Below are 21,723 nucleotides of genomic sequence, written 5' to 3' on the forward strand. Positions count from 1 at the left end.
TTTCTATATCCTTATTTTAAACAAAACATCTCCTTTAAAGATATTTATTGGTCTAAATGCACTAATTATCCAAAAATAATAATACATCCTTTGTCCTATAAATACATCAACTAATTTATTCCAAATATATTTATGCATATCTATAGAAAAGAGTGGGGAAAGTTTAGGTTATCCATTGTGGGGAAGAAAAATAGTAAAGAACGTTAATAGGAGGAATTTTATATGGAAAAAACAATTTTCATTACTGGAGCAGGCAGCGGCCTTGGACGAGGCACTGCATTAGGACTAGCAAAGCGTGGACATCATGTAATTGCTACCACTGAAATCACTTCTCAAAAAACAGACCTTATGCGGGAAGCGAAGGAACTGGGTTTAAATATGGAAGTTTTCAAATTGGACATAACGCAAGAACGGGACCGTAATCTGATTGACGAATATGATTTTGATGTATTTGTGTCTAACGCCGCGATTAATGAAGGCGGGGCGCTAGGAGAAGTACCGATGGAACGATTCAGGGCAATTTTTGAAGTGAATGTTTTCGCTACACTTGAATCTGTTCAACATGCTGCGAGAAAACTAGTTAAAATAGGTAATGGTAAAATAGTATTCTTGAGTTCGATGGCTGGGATTATCACTACTCCATTCGGAGGTCCCTATGCGGCAACCAAGCATGCTATCGAGGGAATAGCTTTAACACTGAAGGATGAGTTAGAGACATTTGGGGTGCAAGTTGCTACTATAAATCCGGGTGCTTATAATACCGGCTTTAATGACAGAGCAGCAGAAGAAAAATGGAAGTGGTTTGATGAGGCAAGTAACTTTACACGTAAAGAAGATATGGAAAAACAAGATGCAGGACTTAAGAATCAACTTGATCCGGAAGACATGATTGAGAAAATGATCGAAATCATCCCTGCAGATCACCATAAGTTCCGTACAGCTTATCCAGAGAAAACAGAAAAACAAATGAAGAAAACAGAACAAGAGCGTTGGGATATGGAGGTCTAATGTTTATATAAATTTCATTTTTTCAGGGGAGGCTCTGACCAAAGAACTCATTTTGATTAAGGTTAATCAAAATGAGTTCTTTTTTTGTAAACGGATGCTGTTTAGTCTTGTGAAGTAATATTACCTATAATATTCCATATGTTGTTTATTTATAGGCTCCATGAACTATTACTTATTGCTTTTTCCATATTACTCTATTTAGAGTAAAATCTGAATGGACAGTAGACACACATATGTTACCTTTTTAGGAAAAAATACCGAGAAGACATTATGAGTTGTGTATATATTTTCGGCTGTACATATCTAGACTGCCAGTTAAAGGAGTTGTGTCTATCCATTCTAAGGAGGAGGAGTAACTTTGAATAAAGAAATCATTCCAATTAATGAAATTCCAAATTTCAAATCACGTGCTGAAGAGTTTTTCCCTATCGATTGGTATAAAGAGATGCTGCATAATCATCCAGTTTATTTTCATGAGGGGACAAATACTTGGAATGTCTTTAAATATAAAGATGTTAAACAGGTATTAAGTAATTATGAATTCTTTTCAAGTAATGGACCTAGGACCGCTCTTTTTGTTGGAGCTAACAAGAAACCTGAAAAACCCACGTCTTTATCCAATATTGTAATGGCTGATCCTCCTGACCATCGGAAGAGCCGCTCTTTGTTATCTGCCGCTTTTACTCCCCGAAGTTTAAAGAACTGGGAACCGCGTATTCAACAGATTATAACGGACCTTGTAGAAGACATACAAGCAGATACTACGGTTAATATTGTAGAAGCTTTTGCTGCTCCTTTACCTGGGATGGTTATTGCAGATCTATTTGGGGTTCCGATCAAAGATCAGCAACAGTTCAAAGCATGGGTAGATATTCTTTTCCAACCATATGATAAAACACGGATAGAAGATATTATGCAACTAAAACAACAAGCTCAAAAGGAATATTTCGAATATCTTTATCCAATCGTTATTCATAAACGTTCGAATCTTTCTGATGATATTATCTGTGACTTAATCCGAGCAGAAGTTGATGGAGAGAGATTTACAGATGAAGAGATTGTACAGGCGACCATGTTATTATTAGGAGCAGGCGTTGAAACAACTAGTCATGCAATCGCCAATACCTTTTATTCCATGCTATACGATGATACGTCAGTTTATGGAGAATTAAGAAATAATATAGAATTGGTTCCAAATACAGTTGAGGAAATGCTTCGTTATCGTTTCCAAAGCTCTAGAAGAGAGCGTACGGTGAAACAAGATAATGATTTATTAGGCATTCCGTTGAAAAAGGGTGATACCGTTATCGCATGGATGAGTGCCTGCAATATGGACGGAGATATATTTGAGAATTCTTTCGAAGTTGATATTCACCGCTCAAACAATAAAAAACATTTGGCCTTCGGAAGCGGTCCGCATTTCTGTTTAGGCGCACCTCTTGCACGATTAGAAATGAAGCTTGGATTAGAAACGTTCATAAAGAAATTTTCTCGTATCGAATCAGTGGAAGGATATGAGTTAGAAAAAAACCTAACGGACTCCGCTACAGGACAATCCTTGACTAATTTACCGATTAAGGTTTTTAAATAAAGGATTAATTTAGATAGAGCAATGAAAGAGGGGACATCAGATAACTACTGGTGTCCCATCTTTTAATTTTATGGTAGGAAATGCGGGAGTATAAGAGGTTGCTTAATCCTTTCTTTTGGAATGAATCATAATGAGAAACCGTTTCGAAAAGTATTTTTACAGTTTTTGTTTACTTTTGCAGATAATTATTCTAAATAGGACCTTAGAACTACATTAACTTTCTTCATTTGGGGTAAATAATAGAAGATCTATTTTTAGGAGGTTTTCATTTTGGCAGAGAACAAAGATAAAAATTTTTCGAACGGTCAAGATGCGAAACGCGAGTCATTGACAACGCGTCAGGGCCATCCTGTGACGGATAACCAAAATATCCGGACAATAGGTAATCGTGGTCCAGCAACACTTGAAAACTATCATTTCATTGAAAAAATTTCTCACTTTGATCGCGAAGAGGTGCCGGAACGTGTCGTTCATGCACGTGGTGCTGGTGCATTTGGATATTTTGAGACATACGGAAAAGTTGGCGATGAGCCAGCAGAGAAATATACGCGCGCGAAAGTATTCTCAGGCGCTGGGAAGAAAACACCGCTCATGGTTCGTTTCTCTACAGTGGCAGGATCGAAGGATTCGCCCGAAACTGCACGAGATCCACGCGGCTTTGCAGTGAAAATGTATACGGAAGATGGGAACTGGGATCTGGTTGGGAACAACCTGAAAATTTTCTTTATCCGTGATGCGATGAAGTTTCCGGATATGATTCATGCATTTAAAGTAGATCCGGCATCTAACGTGCCAAATCCTGAGCAGATGTTCGATTTCGTTTCCCGTTCACCTGAAGCTACTCATATGATTACATTCTTATTCTCTCCATGGGGCATTCCAGCTACATATCGCCATATGCAGGGATCAGGTGTCAATACGTATAAGTGGGTAAATGACAAAGGGGAAGCTGTCCTAGTCAAGTACCATTGGGAACCTAAACAAGGTATCCGCAACTTAACACAAGAAGAAGCTGATTCTATTCAAGGAAAAACCGTTGCACATGCAACACAAGATTTATATGAGGCAATCGAGAGTGGAGAATATCCAGAGTGGGAACTCTATGTGCAAATCATGGAGGACGATTACCATGAGGAACTCGATTTCGATCCGCTGGATGATACGAAACTTTGGCCAGAAGATAAGTTCCCATGGCTGCCGGTTGGACGTATGGTTCTTGACCGTAATCCGGTTGACTACCATGCGGAAATCGAGCAGGCGGCATTTGGTACTGGCGTTCTTGTAGACGGAATGGACTTCTCCGATGATAAAATGTTACAAGGACGTACTTTCTCATATTCTGATACGCAACGCTATCGCGTAGGTTCAAACTATCTGAAATTGCCTGTAAATGCACCAAAAGCCCCTGTGCGTACGAATCAGCATCGTGGACAAATGGACATTCGTGATCCGAAAGAGAATGGGGATAATCCATCAATTAATTATGAACCATCGATGATTGGCGGGTTTAAGGAAGCAAACAAAGAAGAGCGCCCTCAGCATCGTCCAACCTTTAATGCGGCTGCTATGAGTGCACCGATAGACCGTCCTAATAATTATGGTCAAGCAGGTGAAACTTATCGCAGTTTTGAGGACTGGGAACGTGATGAATTAATTAAGAACCTATCCAACGCACTAGCAATATGCGATAAACGAATTCAAGATGCCATGGTTGAGCACTTTACACAAGCGGATGTAGATTATGGCCGTCGTGTGAAGGAAGGTATCGAAATGAAAATGAAAGAAATACAATCTATGAAGACCGAAGAAAAAATTCCTGGTCGTGAATCAGGTAAATCAAGATATGGCCAAGGATCTTTAGCAGCGAATAAAGCCACAAAAGATGCGGTGAAGAAAAGCCACGAAGCAGATCCTTACTAATAAAACAGCAAGTGCTGTCCGACAGTCAGTGAAAACTGATTGACGGACAGCTTTTTTATTTTGACCAATCTTAATGTGACTTTCAAGAATGAATCCCCGAGAAATCTATAGTGGTTCAACTATATTTCGATAATTTTTTTATCGTAAAATTATCATTTAATAATGCCCAGTTTTGGGGATATGGAAAACCGAGTGCCCAGTAACTAATTCCACGGAGCTTGTAATCCTTAGCCAGTTCAAATTTAGCTTGGGCGCTCCTTGCATCTTCAAACCATACTTCATGTGCTTTACCTTTTTCATCAGTATATCGGTAAAAAGGGGATTGAGCTGTTGGGTCATATTGAATGGATGCTCCATATTTTATAGCTCTTCTCATCGCTTCTTGGGGGCTGAATGTCTCAGCTTCTTGGCCGTGCACGTGTGGAAGAAGCCAATCCCTAGCATAAATTTGAAAGCCCAAAAATATTTTTTCAGCAGGTATCACGGACAGGGCGTACTCTACTACTTTCCTCATTTGGTCCAGAGGAGAGATGGCCTGCGGCGGTCCCATTCGATATCCCCATTCATAAGTCATGAGCACGACAAAATCAGTAATCCGCCCGTGTGCTTCATAATCATGTGCTTCATATAAAACACCAGATTGCTCTGTGCTTGTTTTTGGCGCAAGAGCAGTGGAAACTATATAACCTCTAGTATGAAGGAGGTCAACAGCCGATTGGAGAAGTTTGTTGTAATTCTCACGGTCTTCAGGTAATACATTTTCGAAGTCGATATTTAATGCTGTATAGCCTTTATCATCCATCACTTCGAGGACATTCTTGATAACTTTTTCTCGTAATGAAGAACTTGAAAGTATCACATGTGCTAAATTAGATCCAGCTTCTGTTGAAGTGAAATTTGTAATGGACATCATTGGAGTAATATTTTTTGACAGGGCTGTATCAATCATTTCTTCATCATTTAGTCCTTCTAAAGAGCCGTCTTCCTTGATTTTATAAGCAAAAGGACTGAAATAGGTAAGCAGCTGACCGATGTCTTTTAGTGATTGGACTGCCGTTTCACTTGGTTGATAGGTGTAAGCATTTACTTCAATTGTTCGTTTTGATCTAGGAATAATCAGGCTCATTCCCGAATAAATATTGGTTGGACTTTCAAGTTGATTGGCACTCATAATGGCTTGGACGGTCGTGCCATACCATATAGAAATATCCCATAAAGTTTCTCCAGGCTGTACAACATGTTTAACGGGCGGAATGTAGAGAACACTGCCTTGATATAGTACATTTGGGTCGGTAAGTTGATTGGCCTCCATAAGAGTCTCTGTTGAAATTCCGTATTGCTTCGCAATCGTTCCCAGTGTTTCCCCGGATTCGACGATATGAGATGTCCCTGGGTGAGGAATAATGATTGACTGACCAATTGTTAATTGGCTTGGGGCGGTTAATGCATTTAATTGAGAAATTGTTTCCATTGGTACATCATAACGGTTCGCAATCTTCCAAAGCGTATCTCCGCCTTTTACTACATAGATAATCATTACAACTCCCCCTAAGTAATTTCAATAATGCCATCCTATGTAATAGTTAATTAAATGTGTCTTTACCTAAAGGACTATTGGATTTGATTCATTAACTAGCCTAATGCCCCGTGTTTAAAAAGAGGCAATCTTCTTTGAAAACGGTATAATATATAGGGATAAGCAGACATTATAAACGTACTTGCAGTTACATACATACATATGTTTTTAATGCATATAAGAGGGAAAACAATTACAAAAACCATAAAGAAAAGGGGGATCCTATGACAAAGATTATGAAAACAGGATGGAACTTAGAAAATAGCTATGCGGGTCTGCCGGCACATTTTTTCACTCGTACAACCCCAACTCCGGTAAGTGCACCGGAATTGATTGTTCTCAATGAACAGTTAGCGGCATCCTTAGGTTTGAACGCTGAGTTTTTAGAAAGCGAAACCGGCGTGGCGATGCTTGCTGGAAACGAGATTCCAGAAGATGCTATGCCTCTTTCTCAAGCCTACGCGGGTCATCAATTCGGTAACTTTACCATGTTAGGAGATGGGCGGGCCGTCCTATTAGGAGAGCAAATTACCCCAGAAGGTAAGAGGGTGGATGTTCAATTAAAAGGCCCAGGCAGAACGCCATACTCTCGTGGAGGTGATGGTCGGGCAGCTTTGGGTCCGATGTTACGTGAGTATATCATCAGTGAAGCTATGCATGGCCTTGGTATTCCCACTTCCCGCAGCCTTGCCGTGGTGAAAACTGGCGAGCCGGTATATCGTGAAAATGTCTTGCCTGGTGCGGTATTAACTCGTGTGGCTGCCAGCCATCTTCGTGTTGGAACCTTTCAATATATAGCAAAGTGGGGGACAGTCGAGGAACTACAAGCACTGGTTGATTATACAATAAGGCGTCATTTTCCATATATTGAGGATGATGAGAATCGATCCCTTTCATTGCTCAAGCAAGTAATTAGCCGACAGGCTGAACTTATTTCAAAATGGCAATTGGTTGGCTTTATACATGGTGTGATGAATACGGATAACATGACCATCAGTGGAGAAAGCATTGATTACGGTCCTTGTGCTTTCATGGATACTTATAACTTGGAAACTGTATTCAGTTCCATAGATGTTCATGGCCGTTATGCCTATGGCAATCAGCCATATATTGCTGCGTGGAATTTGGCACGATTGGCGGAAAGTCTATTGCCATTGCTAGATGATGATCCAAAAAAGGCGGTTGAACTGGCGCAAGCTGAAATTTCGGAATTCCATAAAATCTATAATTCTCATTGGCTCAAGGGTATGAGAGCGAAATTGGGACTCTTTAACAAAGGGGCAGAGGATGAAATTCTAATAGAAGAACTTCTCGAACTAATGAAGAAGCATCATGCAGATTACACGAATACATTCCGAGCCTTAACTTTCGGAACTAAAGAGAATTCGGTCATGTTTGGTTCTTCAGAATTCGAACAATGGCATAATCTTTGGGAGAAAAGACGAGACAAACAGAAGGAATCGAAAGACTCAATCGTGAAACTGATGCGTGACAGTAATCCAGCGGTAATTCCAAGGAATCATCGGGTGGAAGAAGCACTGAAAGCCGCAGTTGAACAAGGCGACTACAGCGTAATGGAACGACTTCTAGAAGTACTCTTACATCCGTATGCACATACCGAGAATCAGGCTGAATATGCTACAGTGCCTGAAGAGTGCGGTCCCTACCAGACTTACTGCGGTACCTAAATGAATTAGAGAAAAAGTATGCTGCCACATGATTGTGGCAGCATTTTTTAATGTGTAATCAAGAGGAGATACTATTAACTAAATTATTACTATATTTACTTTAGTCGAAGCAACTTTCAGTCCGATGGATTATCTAAAAGCTAAAAAAGAGAATCCTGATCATTATATGTTAATTGACGTTAGAAATGGTATGCCGGAAGAAAAGATAACTGATGCATTAATGATTCCAGAAGCAGAATTAGTGAATCGGTTATCTGAATTACCAAGAGATAAAGAGTTAATCATTTATTGTTGGGATGTTTGGTGTAATACAGCATCCAAAGCGGCCCTGGTTCTTTTAGAAAATGGATTTTCAGTTAAGGAGTTAAGTGGTGGAATTGCTGCCTGGAAGACGATGAACTTTCAGACTACCTTGCTTAAAGCTGAAAATGAATGTGGTTGTTAAAGCTATCTTCTTTATTCAACAAAAAGAGCTACCCTCATAGTCAATTGGACTTTGAGGACAGCTTTTTTTTGTTATAAAACTTGCTTCACTTCATCGTATTCTTCATCTGTAAAAACCCGCGACCGCGTGATGAAATGCTGGTCTTCAACACTATCAAGTGAGAAATCCGGGCCTCGTCCTTCTAGTGCATCGATGATTAGCTGCGTGTGCTTCCAATAATCGTATTGGCTTTTATGCATGTAGAAGGGGATTGCACCAATTGTTCCTAGATAGATATCTGAATCTCCTAGTTTAAAGTCTCCTTCTTTATAGCACATTGGAGAAGACCCGTCACAACAGCCGCCGGATTGATAAAACATGATAGAGCCATGTACTTTTTTAATAGTATCAATTAATCTAAGTGCGTCGTCTGTTGCAATAACACGTTCTATCATGTTTAATCGTCTCCTTTCGATTTAGAAGAATCCTTGAGCGTCTTTAGCGTAGCTTACTAATAGACATTTTGTTTGTTGATAGTGATCCAGCATCATAGCGTGGTTCTCACGGCCGATACCTGACAATTTGTAACCACCGAACGCTGCGCCTGCAGGGTATTGGTGATAAGTGTTAGTCCAAACGCGGCCAGCTTCGATACCACGTCCTGCACGGTAAGCGATATCTCCGCTGCGTGACCATACGCCAGCTCCTAAGCCGTAAAGAGTATCGTTTGCAATTTCCATCGCTTCATCGAAGTCTTTGAATGTAGTAACAGCAAGTACCGGTCCAAAGATTTCTTCTTGGAAGATGCGCATTTTATTGTTTCCTTTGAATACAGTTGGTTTGATGTAGTTACCATTTTCAAGGCCATCAATTTTGTTTTCTGCTCCGCCGATTAGTAATTCAGCGCCTTCTTCTTGACCAAGTTGGATGTAAGAAAGGATTTTTCTTTTTGTTGGCTAGAAGCTTGAGCGCCCATCATTACTTCAGTATCAAGCGGGTTACCAACTTTAATCGCTTTAACACGCTCTAGTGCGCGTTCCATGAATTTATCGTAGATGGATTCTTGGATTAATGCACGAGAAGGGCATGTACAGATTTCGCCAGAGTTCAATGCGAACATAACCATACCTTCGATTGCTTTATCTAAATAAGCATCGTCTTTATCCATAACATCTTCAAAGAACACGTTAGGTGATTTACCACCAAGTTCAAGTGTTACAGGAATGATATTTTCTGTTGCATATTGCATGATTTGACGTCCAACTGCAGTTGAACCAGTGAATGCAATTTTAGCAATACGTGGATTCGTTGCAAGTGGTTTACCAACTTCAACACCGAAACCATTTACAATATTAAGAACACCTGCAGGAAGGATATCTTCAATAACTTCTATTAATACCATAATAGAGGCAGGCGTTTGTTCAGCTGGTTTCATAACGATACAGTTACCTGCTGCTAATGCTGGAGCGATTTTCCAAACTGCCATTAGAATTGGGAAGTTCCAAGGAATAATTTGTCCAACAACACCCAATGGTTCTTGGAAGTGGTATGCTACTGTATCATTATCTACTTGAGTTGTACGGCCTTCTTGAGAACGAATAGCACTTGCAAAATATCGGAAGTGATCGATTGCTAATGGAATATCAGCATTCAACGTTTCGCGTATTGCTTTCCCATTGTCCCATGTTTCAGCTACAGCGATTTTTTCTAAGTTTTCTTCTAAACGATCAGCGATTTTATTTAACAAACGAGCACGTTCAGCAGTAGTAGTTTTTCCCCAAGCTTCTTTTGCTGCATGTGCTGCATCTAATGCTAATTCAATATCTTCTGCTGAAGAACGAGCAGCTTTAGTGAAAACTTCTCCAGTAACTGGAGATTTATTTTCAAAGTATTGACCATTTACTGGTGCAACCCATTTCCCACCAATAAAGTTGTCATACTTCTCTTTAAATTGTATAACCGATCCCTCTGTGTTCGGATTAGCGTAAATCATAGTTGTCGTATCCCCCAATATTCTTTTTAGAAACAAACTTAAATGTATGCGTTCTCATAAACTAATAACAATCTATTAATTAGGTTTGTCTCTATCTCTATAATGCCCTCTACCATGGAAAAATTCAAGAACTATTATGCTAGTATAATTAGTTATGTGTTCTATATTATGGTATCGAATAAGTAAATGGAATTCTAAATTTGTAACATACCGTACACAAGATTCCGTTTATTTTAATGGAATACATATACAAATAGAGAAAATTACTTTACCATTAAAATGTATATTATATAATATTTTACAAAATAGAACGGAGGAATTTAGCATGAAAAATGTATTTATTCTAGGCGGAACCGGTCTCCTTGGTTATCATACAATAAGAGAACTAGTAAAAAGGGAATATAAAGTTTCTACGGTTTCTTTACCTCCAATGCCTCATCCAGATTTATTACCAACAGGTGTAGATTGTCAGTTAGGGAATATACATGAGATGTCTGATGATGAAGTATTAAAGCTTTTGGAAGGTAAAGATATGTTTATCTATGCCGCTGGTGAGGATGAGCGTTCCGTTCCAAATGAACCAGCTGTTACCTTTTTCTATCAAGCTAATGTTCTGCCTACGCAAAGAATGGCCCGCCTAGCTAGAGAAGCTGGTGTAAAAAGATTTGTAATCTATGGTTCTTACTTTGCACATTTCGCTGAAAAGTGGACGGAACTCGAGCTTAAAGATCAAGCTTATCCTCGAACAAGACTTTTACAAGAAGAAGTGGCTATATTAGAAGGAAATGGAGAAATGGATGTCATGTCCATTCGACTGCCATATATATTTGGTACGATGCCTGGAAGGCTCCCGTTATGGACGATGTTTCTGCCGCAAATCCAGGGAAAAGAATTTGTCCCGGTATTAGCAGGCGGTACGGCAATGGTCACAGTTCAGCAAGTGGCAGAAGCAACCATTGGTGCTTTAGAGTTTGGGAAGCATGGAGAGAAATATGCTATTGCAGATACGAATATGAAACACCAAGAATTCTTCCAAATCATTGCGGATTTACTTGGTCAAAAAGACACGATTATTCAAGTTGCTCCATTAGAACAAATGAAGAAAGCTTTAGCTGAACATGATAAAGAGGTTGCTGCTGCTGGGAAAGAACATGGAATTCATTTAGCTATGACAGCAGAAATCCAAAATCGCGATGCCTTCATCGATCCAAATGATACGATGCCTATCTTAAAATATAAAAAAGATGATGTTAGGGCGGCTATAAAAGAAACCATCGAACTTTGTATAGAGGCGGCAGGGAAGTAAAAAAGCAGTTGGGACAGGCAGCATTTCAATAAAAGAGGGAAAAGGTGATGAATCCGTATCATAACCTTTTCCCTTTTTTCGTGCCTCTTACCGCATTCCTTACTATTAAATTAATGTGTCAGATGATAGAGAGTGTAGATAGCTGTATTTTTTAATTGGTGTTTTTCCTAAAAATACATTTGTGTTTTTTTAGAATATTTATTATTATAAGATAAGAAAATAAAAAAGAACCACGATTAAGGGACAAATTCCTAATTATAAGGGTATATGGGGTTTATACGAAAAAAGAAAATCTATTAGTATAGCGTTTCTTCGCTGCTAGTTACCATTCATCTGGAGGAGTTCATCATGTCAAATAAGGAACTAAAGAGAGGCCTAGAGGCGCGTCATATTCAAATGATAGCATTGGGTGGAACAATCGGTGTTGGGTTATTTATGGGCTCAGCCAGTACGATTGCATGGACAGGGCCATCTGTTATGCTAGCTTATGCAATTGCAGGGATTTTTATCTTTTTCATTATGCGTTCGATGGGAGAAATGTTGTATTTAGAACCTACTACTGGTTCATATGCTTCGTTTGCGAGTAACTATATTCATCCATTAGCAGGGTATCTGACTGCCTGGAGTAATTGGTTCCAATGGGTAATTGTCGGCATGTCAGAAATTATTGCGGTTGGTTTGTATATGCAGTATTGGTTCCCAGACTTACCTGCATGGATTCCAGGTGTCATTGCTATGGTCATACTAGGGGCTGCAAATCTAATTTCTGTAAAATCTTTTGGCGAATTTGAGTTTTGGTTTGCCCTTATTAAAATTATCACGATTATTTTGATGATTGTTGCCGGTCTCGGACTCATTTTCTTCGGTTTAGGAAATGGCGGGCATGCAATCGGCTTATCTAATCTTTGGACAAATGGTGGTTTCTTTACAGGAGGATGGAAAGGTTTCTTCTTTGCCCTTTCTCTTGTTGTAGCAGCTTATCAAGGCGTTGAACTGATCGGTATCACTGCTGGAGAAGCGAAAGATCCTCAGAAGACTATTACAAAAGCGATAAAAACTATCATTTGGCGGATACTAATCTTTTATATTGGCGCTATTTTTGTCATCGTTACCGTCTTTCCTTGGGATCAGCTGGATCAAGTAGGCAGCCCATTTGTCTCGACGTTTGCTAAAGTCGGCATCACAGCAGCAGCTGGTATTATTAACTTTGTTGTGATTACTGCAGCGATGTCTGGATGTAACAGTGGGATTTTCAGTTCTGGACGGATGTTATATACATTGGCACGTAACGGACAAGCTCCAAAAATATTTGCCAAAGTTTCTAAAAATGGCGTACCAGCTTATTGTACAATTGCTGTCCTTATAGGATTAGCTCTTGGTGTGGTCTTAAACTATCTTGCACCGCCAAAAATATTTGTATATGTATACAGTGCCAGCGTCTTACCTGGAATGATTCCATGGTTTGCGATTTTGATCAGCTCGCTGAGATTTAGGAAAGAACGAGTAGCAGACATGAAAGATCATCCTTTCAAAATGCCATTTGCACCCTATACAAACTATGCAACGATTGTTTTCCTACTATTGGTTTTGGTTGGCATGTGGTTTAATCCTAGTACACGTATTTCGCTTATTGTCGGAATTATATTCTTAGTTCTGGTAACAGCAAGCTTTTACTTCTTGAAAATGGGAAAAAGGGTACCGCTGGACTCTGATGAGGGATAATTTAGATAAAAAAAAGAGGTTGTCCTATTTAGGACAGCCTCTTTTTTAATCTATTTCTTCTTAACCATAAGACTTACAGTAATCATCACAATGAAATTAACTAACAAGGCAATAATCCCAACATTCAAGTCTTTTGCTGCCTGAGGTAAAAATGGAAGCAGCGTGGCGATTGTGGATTGACTGATCGTTATATAGGTTACAATCGATAATCCAGAGATGATGCCGGTAATAGCACCATATTTAGTAACGATGTTTTTTTGTTTTAAACTAAAAAGAAGAGATGGGAAAAGTTGTGTGATAAAGCTATATCCCATAAGAATTAATGCAGACATGGTTTCGCCGCCGTTTAAGGTAAAGTATACAGATACCAGAGCAACAACTGGTACGAGGCATTTAGCTAACCGCATCACGTTCTTATCTGAGACTCCAGGAAGCAGCTCCTTATATACATTTTTCGCGAGCAGGGTAGAAACACTCATTAACAGCATAGAGCCTGGTACTAAAGCGGTCAGCATTCCAGCGGCACCAATTATTCCTATAAACCATGGATCAAAGGTTTGTATGGTTAGACGTAATAAGGAAAGGTCTGCATCGGCCCCTTGTAATCCAGGTACCTTTAGAATGGCTGCAAATCCTACGAAAAAGACAAATAACAGCATGAGTGTATATAAAGGACTAATGATAGCATTTTTACGAAATGTTTTTCCGCTCCGTGCGGTATAAACCGCGCTGAAAACTTGCGGCCACATGTAAAAGCCAAATACCAGTAAGATGACAGTAGAGATGAACCACGAAACACTAAGCCCTTGATCGGGAAGCTTTAAAAAACCGGGTTTAGCTGAATCAATAGCTTCGAACATAGGTTGAAGACCGCCAAAATAATGAATTGGAAGATAAATGCCCAAAAAGGCAATAATGACAATCATCATGATATCTTTTATGACAGCTATCCATGCGGAGCCGTGAATTCCAGATATCATTACGTAAATAGTCAAGCTGATTGCTCCAAGCCAAACAGCAGTACTCATTGAAATAGCACCATAAGAAGCCTCTGAAACAATAATTCCTAAACCTTTTAGCTGCACGACAATGACAGGAATCATAGATACAACACCGACAAGTGCGGCTAATATTCCTAAGGATGAACTTTTATACTTACTTACAAAGAAATCTGATTGTGACATTAATCGATTTTCTTTTGCATATTTCCAAATCTCTGGGAGTAACCAATAAGATAGCACATAAGATAATGTAATATATATTAGGACGTATAAAGCAGGTGCACCTTTACTGTAAGCCCAGCCGCTGCCTCCAAGAAATGAAAAGGTGGTGTAAATCTCTCCAGCCATCAATAAAAAGACGAAGATTGTACCAAATCCCCGACCCCCGACTGTCCATTGTTCCAAATTCATATCTTTGCCTTTTGTAGAACGAATTCCTAGAAAAATGGATAAAATTAAAAATCCTAGAATGATGATCAGAGCGATATTCATTCTTCTTCACCTTCTCTATTCCTTGGATCAAGCTTGTACATGACAGCTAAGACGGCTGATGTAAGGACGACCCACATTGCCATCCAGAACATATAAAAAGGCATTCCTAATACATAGGGTTCAATACGATTAATAAAAGGAAGAAACCCCAATATTCCGATAAAAGGAACTAAAGTAAGAACATATAAAACCTTCATTTTTAAAAACCCCTTTGTCTTAAATATACACAGTTTCTAGTAAAGTAATGTACCGATAATATATAGTAGCTTTCGGGATTTGTATAGGAAAAATTTATATTTCAAAAAAATAGGGCACCCGCAGTTGTAGACAAAAGGGGTGCGGGATGGTTTGATTCCGAACCTCTTTTGCATTTCAAACACATTTCAAAGAATATTTGTTTATCATGGCAGCTCAGCCTCTAAATAGAAGTACTGTTTTGTTCGGTTCATCTTTAACATAGTATCCACTTTCAGGATGACTTGTGCTCTTCTTAATGATCTTTGATCTTCCTTTTCAAACGAATCTGTCGGAAAGGATTTTTTTCGTAATTTTCCCGATCTTGATTAATCTCCTCTTGAATCTGTTTCTCAAATAGCACGTGTTTCCATTCGTGGGTCGGATTTTACTTGCAGATTAATTTAGAAAGACCGTTGATTGGAGTGGAAGGCGGTGAAGACTCCTGCGGAAAGCGCAGCGCCTGGAACGGAAATCAACAGCCCCAATTTAATAACTAAAAATAGAAGACTGTAGACAAACTCGGGTGGAAATCGAGCTTGTCTACAGTCTGAGGGTACCCGTATTATCACTTGTTTTTCTGATAATTATATAGAATCACTAATAGAATAAACCAGAATGGGGTCATCAATAGGGATAAACGTGTAGCTTCTGCAAACAACATCACAATTAGAATAAACAAGAATAATCCTAAAACAATGTAATTGATAAAGGGCGTAAAGGGAGCTTTGAAGGTTGAGACAGCTCTTAGGTCTGGTCGTGTTTTCGTATATCTAATATGAGAAATTAAAATGATACTCCATACCCAAATGAAACAAATGGCAGAGATGGTCGTCACCACTGTAAAAGCTTGTTCCGGAATTACTTTACTGAGCAAAGCGCCAATGGAGACAACAACCGTTGAGGTAATCAAGGCATTACTTGGAACCGCATGTTTATTTAATTTAGCAAATTTAGCAGGCGCCTCATTATTGTTACTCAGCGTAAAGAGCATCCGGCTGGTAGAGAATAATCCACTGTTGCCAGCAGAAGCCGCTGAGGTTAAAACAACAAAATTAATAATACCTGCAGCAACAGGGATACCAATTAGAGCAAACACCTCAACGAACGGACTGCTCGCCGCATTAAGTTGTGTCCATGGATTTACACAGAGAATGACGAATATTGCACCGATATAGAACAATAAGATCCGAACAGGAATTTTATTGATGGCCGAAGGAATATTCTTTTTGGGGTTAGCTGTTTCAGCCGCCGTTACTCCAACTAACTCAACACCCACAAAGGAAAAAACGACTAACTGCAAGGAAAGCAGGAACCCAGAAACACCGTTAGGGAACATACCACCATGACTCCAAAGATTGGTAACAGAAACGGTTCCTGTATTTGTTTTGAACCCAATTACTAAAAGGACAACGCCTATAACAATCAAGGCAATAATTGTGACAACTTTAATAAGTGAGAACCAGAATTCCAATTCTCCAAATAACTTAACTGTCAACAGGTTCAAGCATAATAAGATAACCAAGCATGCAAGAGCTGGTATCCACTGAGGAATATCGAACCAGTATTGCATATAGACACCAACAGCGATGATATCAGCCATTGCGGTCATAATCCAACAAAACCAATATGTCCACCCTGTTACGAATCCCGCCCATGGCCCAATATATTCAGATGCGAATTCGGTAAAGGACGTGTACCCTGCATTGGACAAAAGCAATTCTCCTAATGCCCGCATTACGAAAAATAAGGAAATCCCAATAATCAAGTAGGAAAAGATAATGGAGGGACCTGCTAATTGTATGGCCCTTCCAGATCCTAAGAACAGGCCAGTACCAATGGTACCGCCTATTGCAATGAGTTGTACATGCCGGTTTTTTAAATCTCTTTTTAATTCTTCTTTAGCCAATCTGTACGCCTCCGTTGTAAAAAATTCTTAGTTGTAAACTCAAAAAAAACAATAAAAAAAGAGACTGGAATCTACCAATCTCAAAGGTTTCAGAATAACAAATATTCGTTACTCTTCTGTCCTTTTGCCTGAGATTATGAATCCTTCGGCGCTGTACTTTGTACAGTCTCTCCAGAAGCTGCTCCTGTTATAGTGTGATCCATAACATTCAACGCTTATAGTATGAAGTTGTAAATGATTAGCAGAGATTTTTCTCTCTGAGCAATCAATTATATCGATAAAATATTAATAAATAGTATCATTGATTTTGGTTCAGGTCAAATACGATTTAGGTTATTATCTCTAACATGCCATTTCGGTGTACGGGATTATTCAAACATTCAACAGGAAAAATAAACGTCCAAGGCATACTTATTTCTGGTTCAATGATCAATGAAGGATGGGTGAATATATGCTCAGCTGCCACGTTATCTTCTTCAATATAACGGAGTGTAGTGTTATGGAAGGTAAGTGTCTGGTTAGTGAAATTATGAATCAGAACAGTAATTAATAATTCGCCTTTGTAATTTGATGCATGCCAAACAGGTACTAGCTGCGTACGATTAGTATCCGATACACACGTTTTTGCAAATACTTCTTGGAACATGCTTCGATCCTTAGAAGACAGAGCTTTGTCCCATGATGGTTCAAACTTAAGCTGTTGCATATACTGAACCCTCTTTTCTGTGACTTCGTTTATTTACTATAATATCACATACTCTACCAAGACTGTATGCAATGTCTAAGCTTCATATGGTAAGCTAGGTGGTATGACGAGGGGGGCGATTTAATGAAGCTTTCTGATTTTGAACAGACGGTTGATCCGGTAATTGTTGGACGAGGCAAGGACTACCTCGATAAGGGACGAATTACAACAGTGAAGGAAGTTAAGAAAAACCATTATGTTATTAATGTTACAGGCACAGCATCATATAACAAATAGTATTAGAAAAAGCGCGGGGAAAAGTAATAAATGATCCTGAACATGCGGTTTTGCTCAGCATTACTGCTCTAGCAGTAGTCGTTGACATGCTGCAATATTGCGACGATTCCGGTGGAGATCCGGGCATGGCTATAAATGAATGCTTCGCCATTATGACGGAGGCTATGGTGTCCGGTGCGTTAGATGACAGTACCAAAAATAATCTATTTACGAAACTGCTAAAAGAAGCTGCTCTTAAGCGTTACGAGGGATGGAGCGATTGGCAGGCCGAACTATTGGTAATGGGTATTTATGTAAGTGATACGCCTGCTAGAAGAAAAAAATAGAAAAACGCCTGGATACAATGCTGAAGGCGGTAAAGGGAGATAAGTGGGATACTAGATATGAAACCACACGAATCAAGCTCCTGCAATGGCAGCTAATTGATCGATTTGACGGAGAGATACCATCATTTGAATTTATTCTTAATCATACTGAACTTAGTGCTTTTAGAGAAAAAGCTATTGTATATTACCTGAATAAAAAGGAATACAATGAAGTACTCAAGTTATGTGTGGAAGGTCAACTAATTGATCAGGAACACTCTGGTCTGGTGACGAAATGGAAGCAGTATCAGATCGAAGCCTATGAAGGTCTTGGAGACATGGATAAGCAGCGGGAATTAGCGCTTGAGTTGATGTACGGTAACGATTATGAATACTTCATTAAGCTGAAAAGTATGTACGAGCCTGACGAATGGCCTTTAGTACGAGAGGGCATAGTAACTGTCTTTGAAAAACAGACATACCCTCCCTCTATATATGCGAAAATTTTAATAGAAGAGATGTTGACAGAAAAGCTTTTAGCCTATTGTAAGAGAGAACGATATTATATTGAACAATTCTATCCATATCTTAAAAGTGAATTTCCAAACGAAGTTGATGATTTATACAGACAATTTATCGAATCAGAAGCGGTTAAAGCATCCGATAGGAAGAAGTACCGTAAAGTCTGTAAAATTATCAAAACGTATAATAATGTGTGCGGAGCTGATCGAGCAAAAGTATTAATTGAGCATTTGAAACAGATTCATATCAATCGACCCGCATTTATCGATGAGTTAACCAAATTAAAATAATAGAGAAGGATAGAGCTGACAGCAAAAATGGTCAGGCTATCCTTTTTTTATATTAACTTAAATGATGATGGTGGTACTGCCTTACCCACTCCTCTCAACCTTAATACGGGAAAAGCCTACCGTTTTATAGACTTTTTACTCATTTTTCACTGAAAAGAGGGAAGCAGCATCTCTTTTCTGTAAAGCAATGTTTTAAAATGGTAGTATAGCTAAAAATAAAATTATATGTATTGTTATTCCTATTTTAGAAGTATATAATAAGTTTGTGAAATAATTCACAATATACTTTACTGAGGGGGACAATTTAGATGAAAGCAGCTGTAGTTAGTTCAATTAATCCTGGGAAAGTTGAGATAGTAGATAGAGAGATACCAGCAATTGGTCCTGGACAAGCTTTAGTAGATGTTGAATATTGCGGAGTTTGTCATACTGATTTGCACGTTGTTAAGGGAGATTTCGGTGAAGTTCCTGGACGTGTGCCCGGTCATGAAGGTATTGGAATTGTGAAAGAGATTGCTAATGATGTAACGAGTTTAAAAGTTGGAGACCGTGTGAGTATTGCTTGGTTTTATCAAGGATGCGGAACATGTGAATATTGCTTGACTGGAAGAGAAACGTTTTGTCGAAGCGTAAAAAACGCTGGTTTTAGCGTTGATGGAGCAATGGCACAGCAGTGTATCGTACAAGCGGATTATGCTGTAAAGGTACCTGAGGGGTTAGATCCTGCTCAAGCTAGTAGTATTACGTGTGCTGGTGTAACCTGCTATAAAGCAATTAAGGTGGCGGACATAAAACCGGGTCAATGGATAGCGATATATGGCTGTGGCGGTTTGGGTAATCTCGCCATTCAATATGCTAAACATGTATTCAATGCAAAAGTTATTGCTATAGATATAAATGATGATAAGTTAGAACTTTCAAAAGAAGTAGGGGCGGATCTGGTATGCAATCCACTTACAGATGGTGATGCTGGAGCGTGGATTCAGGATAAAGTCGGAGGAGCCCATGCAGCAGTTGTCACAGCTGTTTCTAAGGTAGCCTTCAATCAAGCTGTAAACAGCGTTCGTGCGGCATCTAAAGTAGTGGCTGTTGGTCTTCCTCCAGAAACGATGGATTTAGAAATTGTGAAAACAGTCCTTGATGGAATTCAAATTGTCGGATCTTTGGTAGGAACGCGTAAAGATTTAGAAGAAGCATTTCAATTCGGTGCAGAGGGCAAAGTGGTTCCAATTGTTGAAACAAGATGTCTTCATGAAGTAAATGATATTTTTGAAGAAATGGAAGCAGGTAAAATCAATGGCCGTATGGTTATTGATATGCATAAGCATGAATGAAAGCTATAAATCGTGAAAAAACGCTCATCACTTCCGGCTGGCCGGAGTGATGAGTTTTTTTATAAAAATTTTTAGAGAATCTACACTTTTTAGCAACAATGATAAACGGCTCGAATATGCATTACCTATACTTAAAATTTAGAAGCGGGGTAATGATATGAGGAACCCAGATAACAAGCAAAACCAACCAGTAAGTAAACGGGGTGAAAACGGGGCCCGAGTCCGTTCAAAAACAAAAAAGAAAGCAGCTGCCAATAGTATTAAAATTCCAGTGAGACCAGAGATCTTTCTCTATTTTTTTAAAGACCAAGACTTTGATGGTATAAATAATGTCGAGGTTGCCTTTACTGATGACACCGCAATTATCAGCGGTACAGCGAATAAGTTATTAATGACCATTAATTTTACTTTTGAAGTCAAACCCATAGAGGTCACGGACCGAAAAGTAATTTTTAAAGTGATTAATATGACACCAGTGAATCAAGACTGGATTAAAAAAGCTATCTTTAAGAAATCTACTTTTCTAACTTATAACCAAGGCAAGGTAATCATGGATTTAAATGCATTTGAGCCTGTGCGGCAGTTTCCTTTTGGAACGTTTACATTATGTGAAATTAAGGATGACATTCTTTGGATAGGAATCAATCTTTAAGGTGATTATCCTGCCAAATCAATATGTTAAGAACTCCTTCCTTATATAGAAGGAGTTTTTATTCATTGATGAGAAGGAATGGCAGCTTAACGTGTATACTTTAGATAGAGAGTATGTCTTAGGAGGAATTAAAGGAGTGAATTCATGAGAGATCATTATTATGATAAATTGCTGAATATTAAAACTGGAGGTATTCAGCAGGGATTCAATAAATCTTTTCATTACCATCGATACGAACCAACGCCTTTTAGTGCTCTAGAAATTTTAATTGATCAGTATGAAATCAAAAGCTCAGATCGGATTGTTGATTTTGGGTGTGGAAAAGGACGATTAAATTTCTTCATAAATTATCTGTACGATGCAACTGTAGTAGGGGTTGAGATGAATGAAGTACTTTATGATGAGGCGATGAATAACCGAACAAACTATTTAAAAAAGAGCAAGACGAATACAGATAAAATTGAGTTTCACTGCTGTTATGCACAAGAGTATGAAATCAAGCCTGAGGATAACCGATTTTACTTTTTCAATCCGTTTTCAATCCAAGTGTTTAATACGATCGTAAATAACATTTTAGTTTCATTGGAAACAACATCTCGTGAGGTAGAGTTACTCTTATATTATCCATCAGAAGATTATATCTATTTCTTGGAAAATCAAACCTTCTTTGAATTAAAGAAAGAAGTTATTTTGCCGGGTTTATATGAACATAATAGTAATGAACGGTTTCTAATTTATTCGTTATCCTTTGTTTAGAGAAGCTACAGGATTTAC

General features: G+C 38.8%; 19 protein-coding genes, 2 pseudogenes and 1 riboswitch. Of the genes and pseudogenes, 13 read left to right on the top strand and 8 right to left on the bottom strand.

Translation table 11 applies throughout. The features are described from left to right. Positions 1-222 precede the first annotated feature (222 nt). The 3 genes from WYK_RS20485 (at position 223) to WYK_RS20495 (ending at position 4,519) form a co-directional block, all read left to right on the top strand. A complete protein-coding gene (locus tag WYK_RS20485) occupies positions 223-1,008 on the top strand; it encodes an SDR family oxidoreductase (protein WP_040376294.1) in 786 nt (261 codons plus the stop codon). A gap of 358 nt (positions 1,009-1,366) precedes the next feature. Then, entirely contained in the window at positions 1,367-2,599 is a 1,233-nt protein-coding gene (locus WYK_RS20490; protein WP_040376295.1) for a cytochrome P450, read from the top strand. Positions 2,600-2,869: 270 nt separating this feature from the next. After that, positions 2,870-4,519 carry a catalase gene (locus tag WYK_RS20495; protein WP_040376296.1) on the top strand — a complete coding sequence of 550 codons (1,650 nt, stop codon included), beginning with the start codon at positions 2,870-2,872 and terminating at the stop codon, positions 4,517-4,519. Between the two features lie 115 nt (positions 4,520-4,634). Here WYK_RS20495 and WYK_RS20500 read toward each other — a convergent pair whose 3' ends face one another. Next, positions 4,635-6,056 carry a LysM peptidoglycan-binding domain-containing protein gene (locus WYK_RS20500; RefSeq protein WP_040376297.1) on the bottom strand — a complete coding sequence of 474 codons (1,422 nt, stop codon included), beginning with the start codon at positions 6,054-6,056 and terminating at the stop codon, positions 4,635-4,637. Between the two features lie 263 nt (positions 6,057-6,319). Between WYK_RS20500 and WYK_RS20505 the strand changes: the two genes are divergently transcribed. Beyond that, positions 6,320-7,783, top strand: a complete 1,464-nt coding sequence (locus WYK_RS20505; protein WP_040376298.1) for a protein adenylyltransferase SelO — start codon at positions 6,320-6,322, stop codon at positions 7,781-7,783. Between the two features lie 124 nt (positions 7,784-7,907). Beyond that, complete coding sequence (locus WYK_RS20510) at positions 7,908-8,228, top strand: rhodanese-like domain-containing protein (protein WP_051387799.1); 321 nt, start codon at positions 7,908-7,910, stop codon at positions 8,226-8,228. Positions 8,229-8,299: 71 nt separating this feature from the next. Here the strand turns inward: WYK_RS20510 and WYK_RS20515 are convergent, their stop codons facing one another. Together WYK_RS20515 and exaC are read right to left on the bottom strand one after the other, a co-directional pair. Continuing rightward, complete coding sequence (locus WYK_RS20515) at positions 8,300-8,662, bottom strand: DUF779 domain-containing protein (RefSeq protein WP_040376300.1); 363 nt, start codon at positions 8,660-8,662, stop codon at positions 8,300-8,302. A gap of 21 nt (positions 8,663-8,683) precedes the next feature. Beyond that, positions 8,684-10,200, bottom strand: a pseudogene (exaC, locus tag WYK_RS20520) (acetaldehyde dehydrogenase ExaC). Between the two features lie 325 nt (positions 10,201-10,525). On the opposite strand from exaC, the gene WYK_RS20525 reads away from it, so the two are divergent. Both WYK_RS20525 and WYK_RS20530 read left to right on the top strand, forming a co-directional pair. Continuing rightward, positions 10,526-11,506 carry an NAD-dependent epimerase/dehydratase family protein gene (locus WYK_RS20525; RefSeq protein WP_040376301.1) on the top strand — a complete coding sequence of 327 codons (981 nt, stop codon included), beginning with the start codon at positions 10,526-10,528 and terminating at the stop codon, positions 11,504-11,506. A gap of 348 nt (positions 11,507-11,854) precedes the next feature. Then, positions 11,855-13,228 (top strand): amino acid permease, encoded by a 1,374-nt coding sequence (locus tag WYK_RS20530; RefSeq protein WP_040376302.1) that lies wholly within the window; start codon positions 11,855-11,857, stop codon positions 13,226-13,228. Positions 13,229-13,278: 50 nt separating this feature from the next. Here WYK_RS20530 and WYK_RS20535 read toward each other — a convergent pair whose 3' ends face one another. The 5 genes and pseudogenes from WYK_RS20535 to WYK_RS20550 all read right to left on the bottom strand — a co-directional run bounded on the left by WYK_RS20535 (position 13,279) and on the right by WYK_RS20550 (position 17,570). Beyond that, positions 13,279-14,721, bottom strand: a complete 1,443-nt coding sequence (locus WYK_RS20535) for a sodium:solute symporter family protein (protein WP_040376303.1) — start codon at positions 14,719-14,721, stop codon at positions 13,279-13,281. Beyond that, on the bottom strand, positions 14,718-14,918 hold the full coding sequence (locus tag WYK_RS20540; RefSeq protein WP_040376304.1) for a DUF3311 domain-containing protein: 201 nt from the start codon (positions 14,916-14,918) through the stop codon (positions 14,718-14,720). Before WYK_RS20540 ends, WYK_RS20535 begins: the two co-directional genes overlap by 4 nt. Positions 14,919-15,143: 225 nt before the next feature. Next, positions 15,144-15,298: pseudogene (locus tag WYK_RS25870) on the bottom strand (IS5/IS1182 family transposase); the annotation flags it as partial. Between the two features lie 225 nt (positions 15,299-15,523). Further along, on the bottom strand, positions 15,524-16,864 hold the full coding sequence (locus WYK_RS20545) for an amino acid permease (RefSeq protein ID WP_040376305.1): 1,341 nt from the start codon (positions 16,862-16,864) through the stop codon (positions 15,524-15,526). A gap of 106 nt (positions 16,865-16,970) precedes the next feature. Continuing rightward, positions 16,971-17,049, bottom strand: a riboswitch (glycine riboswitch). Between the two features lie 143 nt (positions 17,050-17,192). Beyond that, a complete protein-coding gene (locus WYK_RS20550; RefSeq protein ID WP_040376306.1) occupies positions 17,193-17,570 on the bottom strand; it encodes an SLAP domain-containing protein in 378 nt (125 codons plus the stop codon). 123 nt (positions 17,571-17,693) lie between these two features. Between WYK_RS20550 and WYK_RS25040 the strand changes: the two genes are divergently transcribed. From WYK_RS25040 to WYK_RS20575, 6 genes are all read left to right on the top strand, one after another. Continuing rightward, positions 17,694-17,846 carry a hypothetical protein gene (locus WYK_RS25040; RefSeq protein WP_161629162.1) on the top strand — a complete coding sequence of 51 codons (153 nt, stop codon included), beginning with the start codon at positions 17,694-17,696 and terminating at the stop codon, positions 17,844-17,846. Between the two features lie 125 nt (positions 17,847-17,971). Further along, positions 17,972-18,172 carry a hypothetical protein gene (locus WYK_RS20555; RefSeq protein ID WP_040376307.1) on the top strand — a complete coding sequence of 67 codons (201 nt, stop codon included), beginning with the start codon at positions 17,972-17,974 and terminating at the stop codon, positions 18,170-18,172. Positions 18,173-18,189: 17 nt separating this feature from the next. Further along, positions 18,190-18,963: a hypothetical protein gene (locus WYK_RS20560; RefSeq protein ID WP_040376308.1), complete on the top strand. Its 774-nt coding sequence runs from the start codon at positions 18,190-18,192 to the stop codon at positions 18,961-18,963. Between the two features lie 308 nt (positions 18,964-19,271). Beyond that, complete coding sequence (adhP, locus tag WYK_RS20565; protein WP_040376309.1) at positions 19,272-20,297, top strand: alcohol dehydrogenase AdhP; 1,026 nt, start codon at positions 19,272-19,274, stop codon at positions 20,295-20,297. 157 nt (positions 20,298-20,454) lie between these two features. Then, the gene (locus tag WYK_RS20570) at positions 20,455-20,949 is read left to right on the top strand and encodes a hypothetical protein (protein ID WP_040376310.1); all 495 of its coding nucleotides are present in this window, start codon (positions 20,455-20,457) and stop codon (positions 20,947-20,949) included. 144 nt (positions 20,950-21,093) lie between these two features. Then, on the top strand, positions 21,094-21,705 hold the full coding sequence (locus WYK_RS20575; RefSeq protein WP_040376311.1) for a methyltransferase: 612 nt from the start codon (positions 21,094-21,096) through the stop codon (positions 21,703-21,705). Positions 21,706-21,723 lie beyond the last annotated feature (18 nt).

It is taken from the genome of Peribacillus psychrosaccharolyticus ATCC 23296 (assembly GCF_000305495.1).
Lineage (GTDB): Bacteria > Bacillota > Bacilli > Bacillales > DSM-1321 > Peribacillus > Peribacillus psychrosaccharolyticus.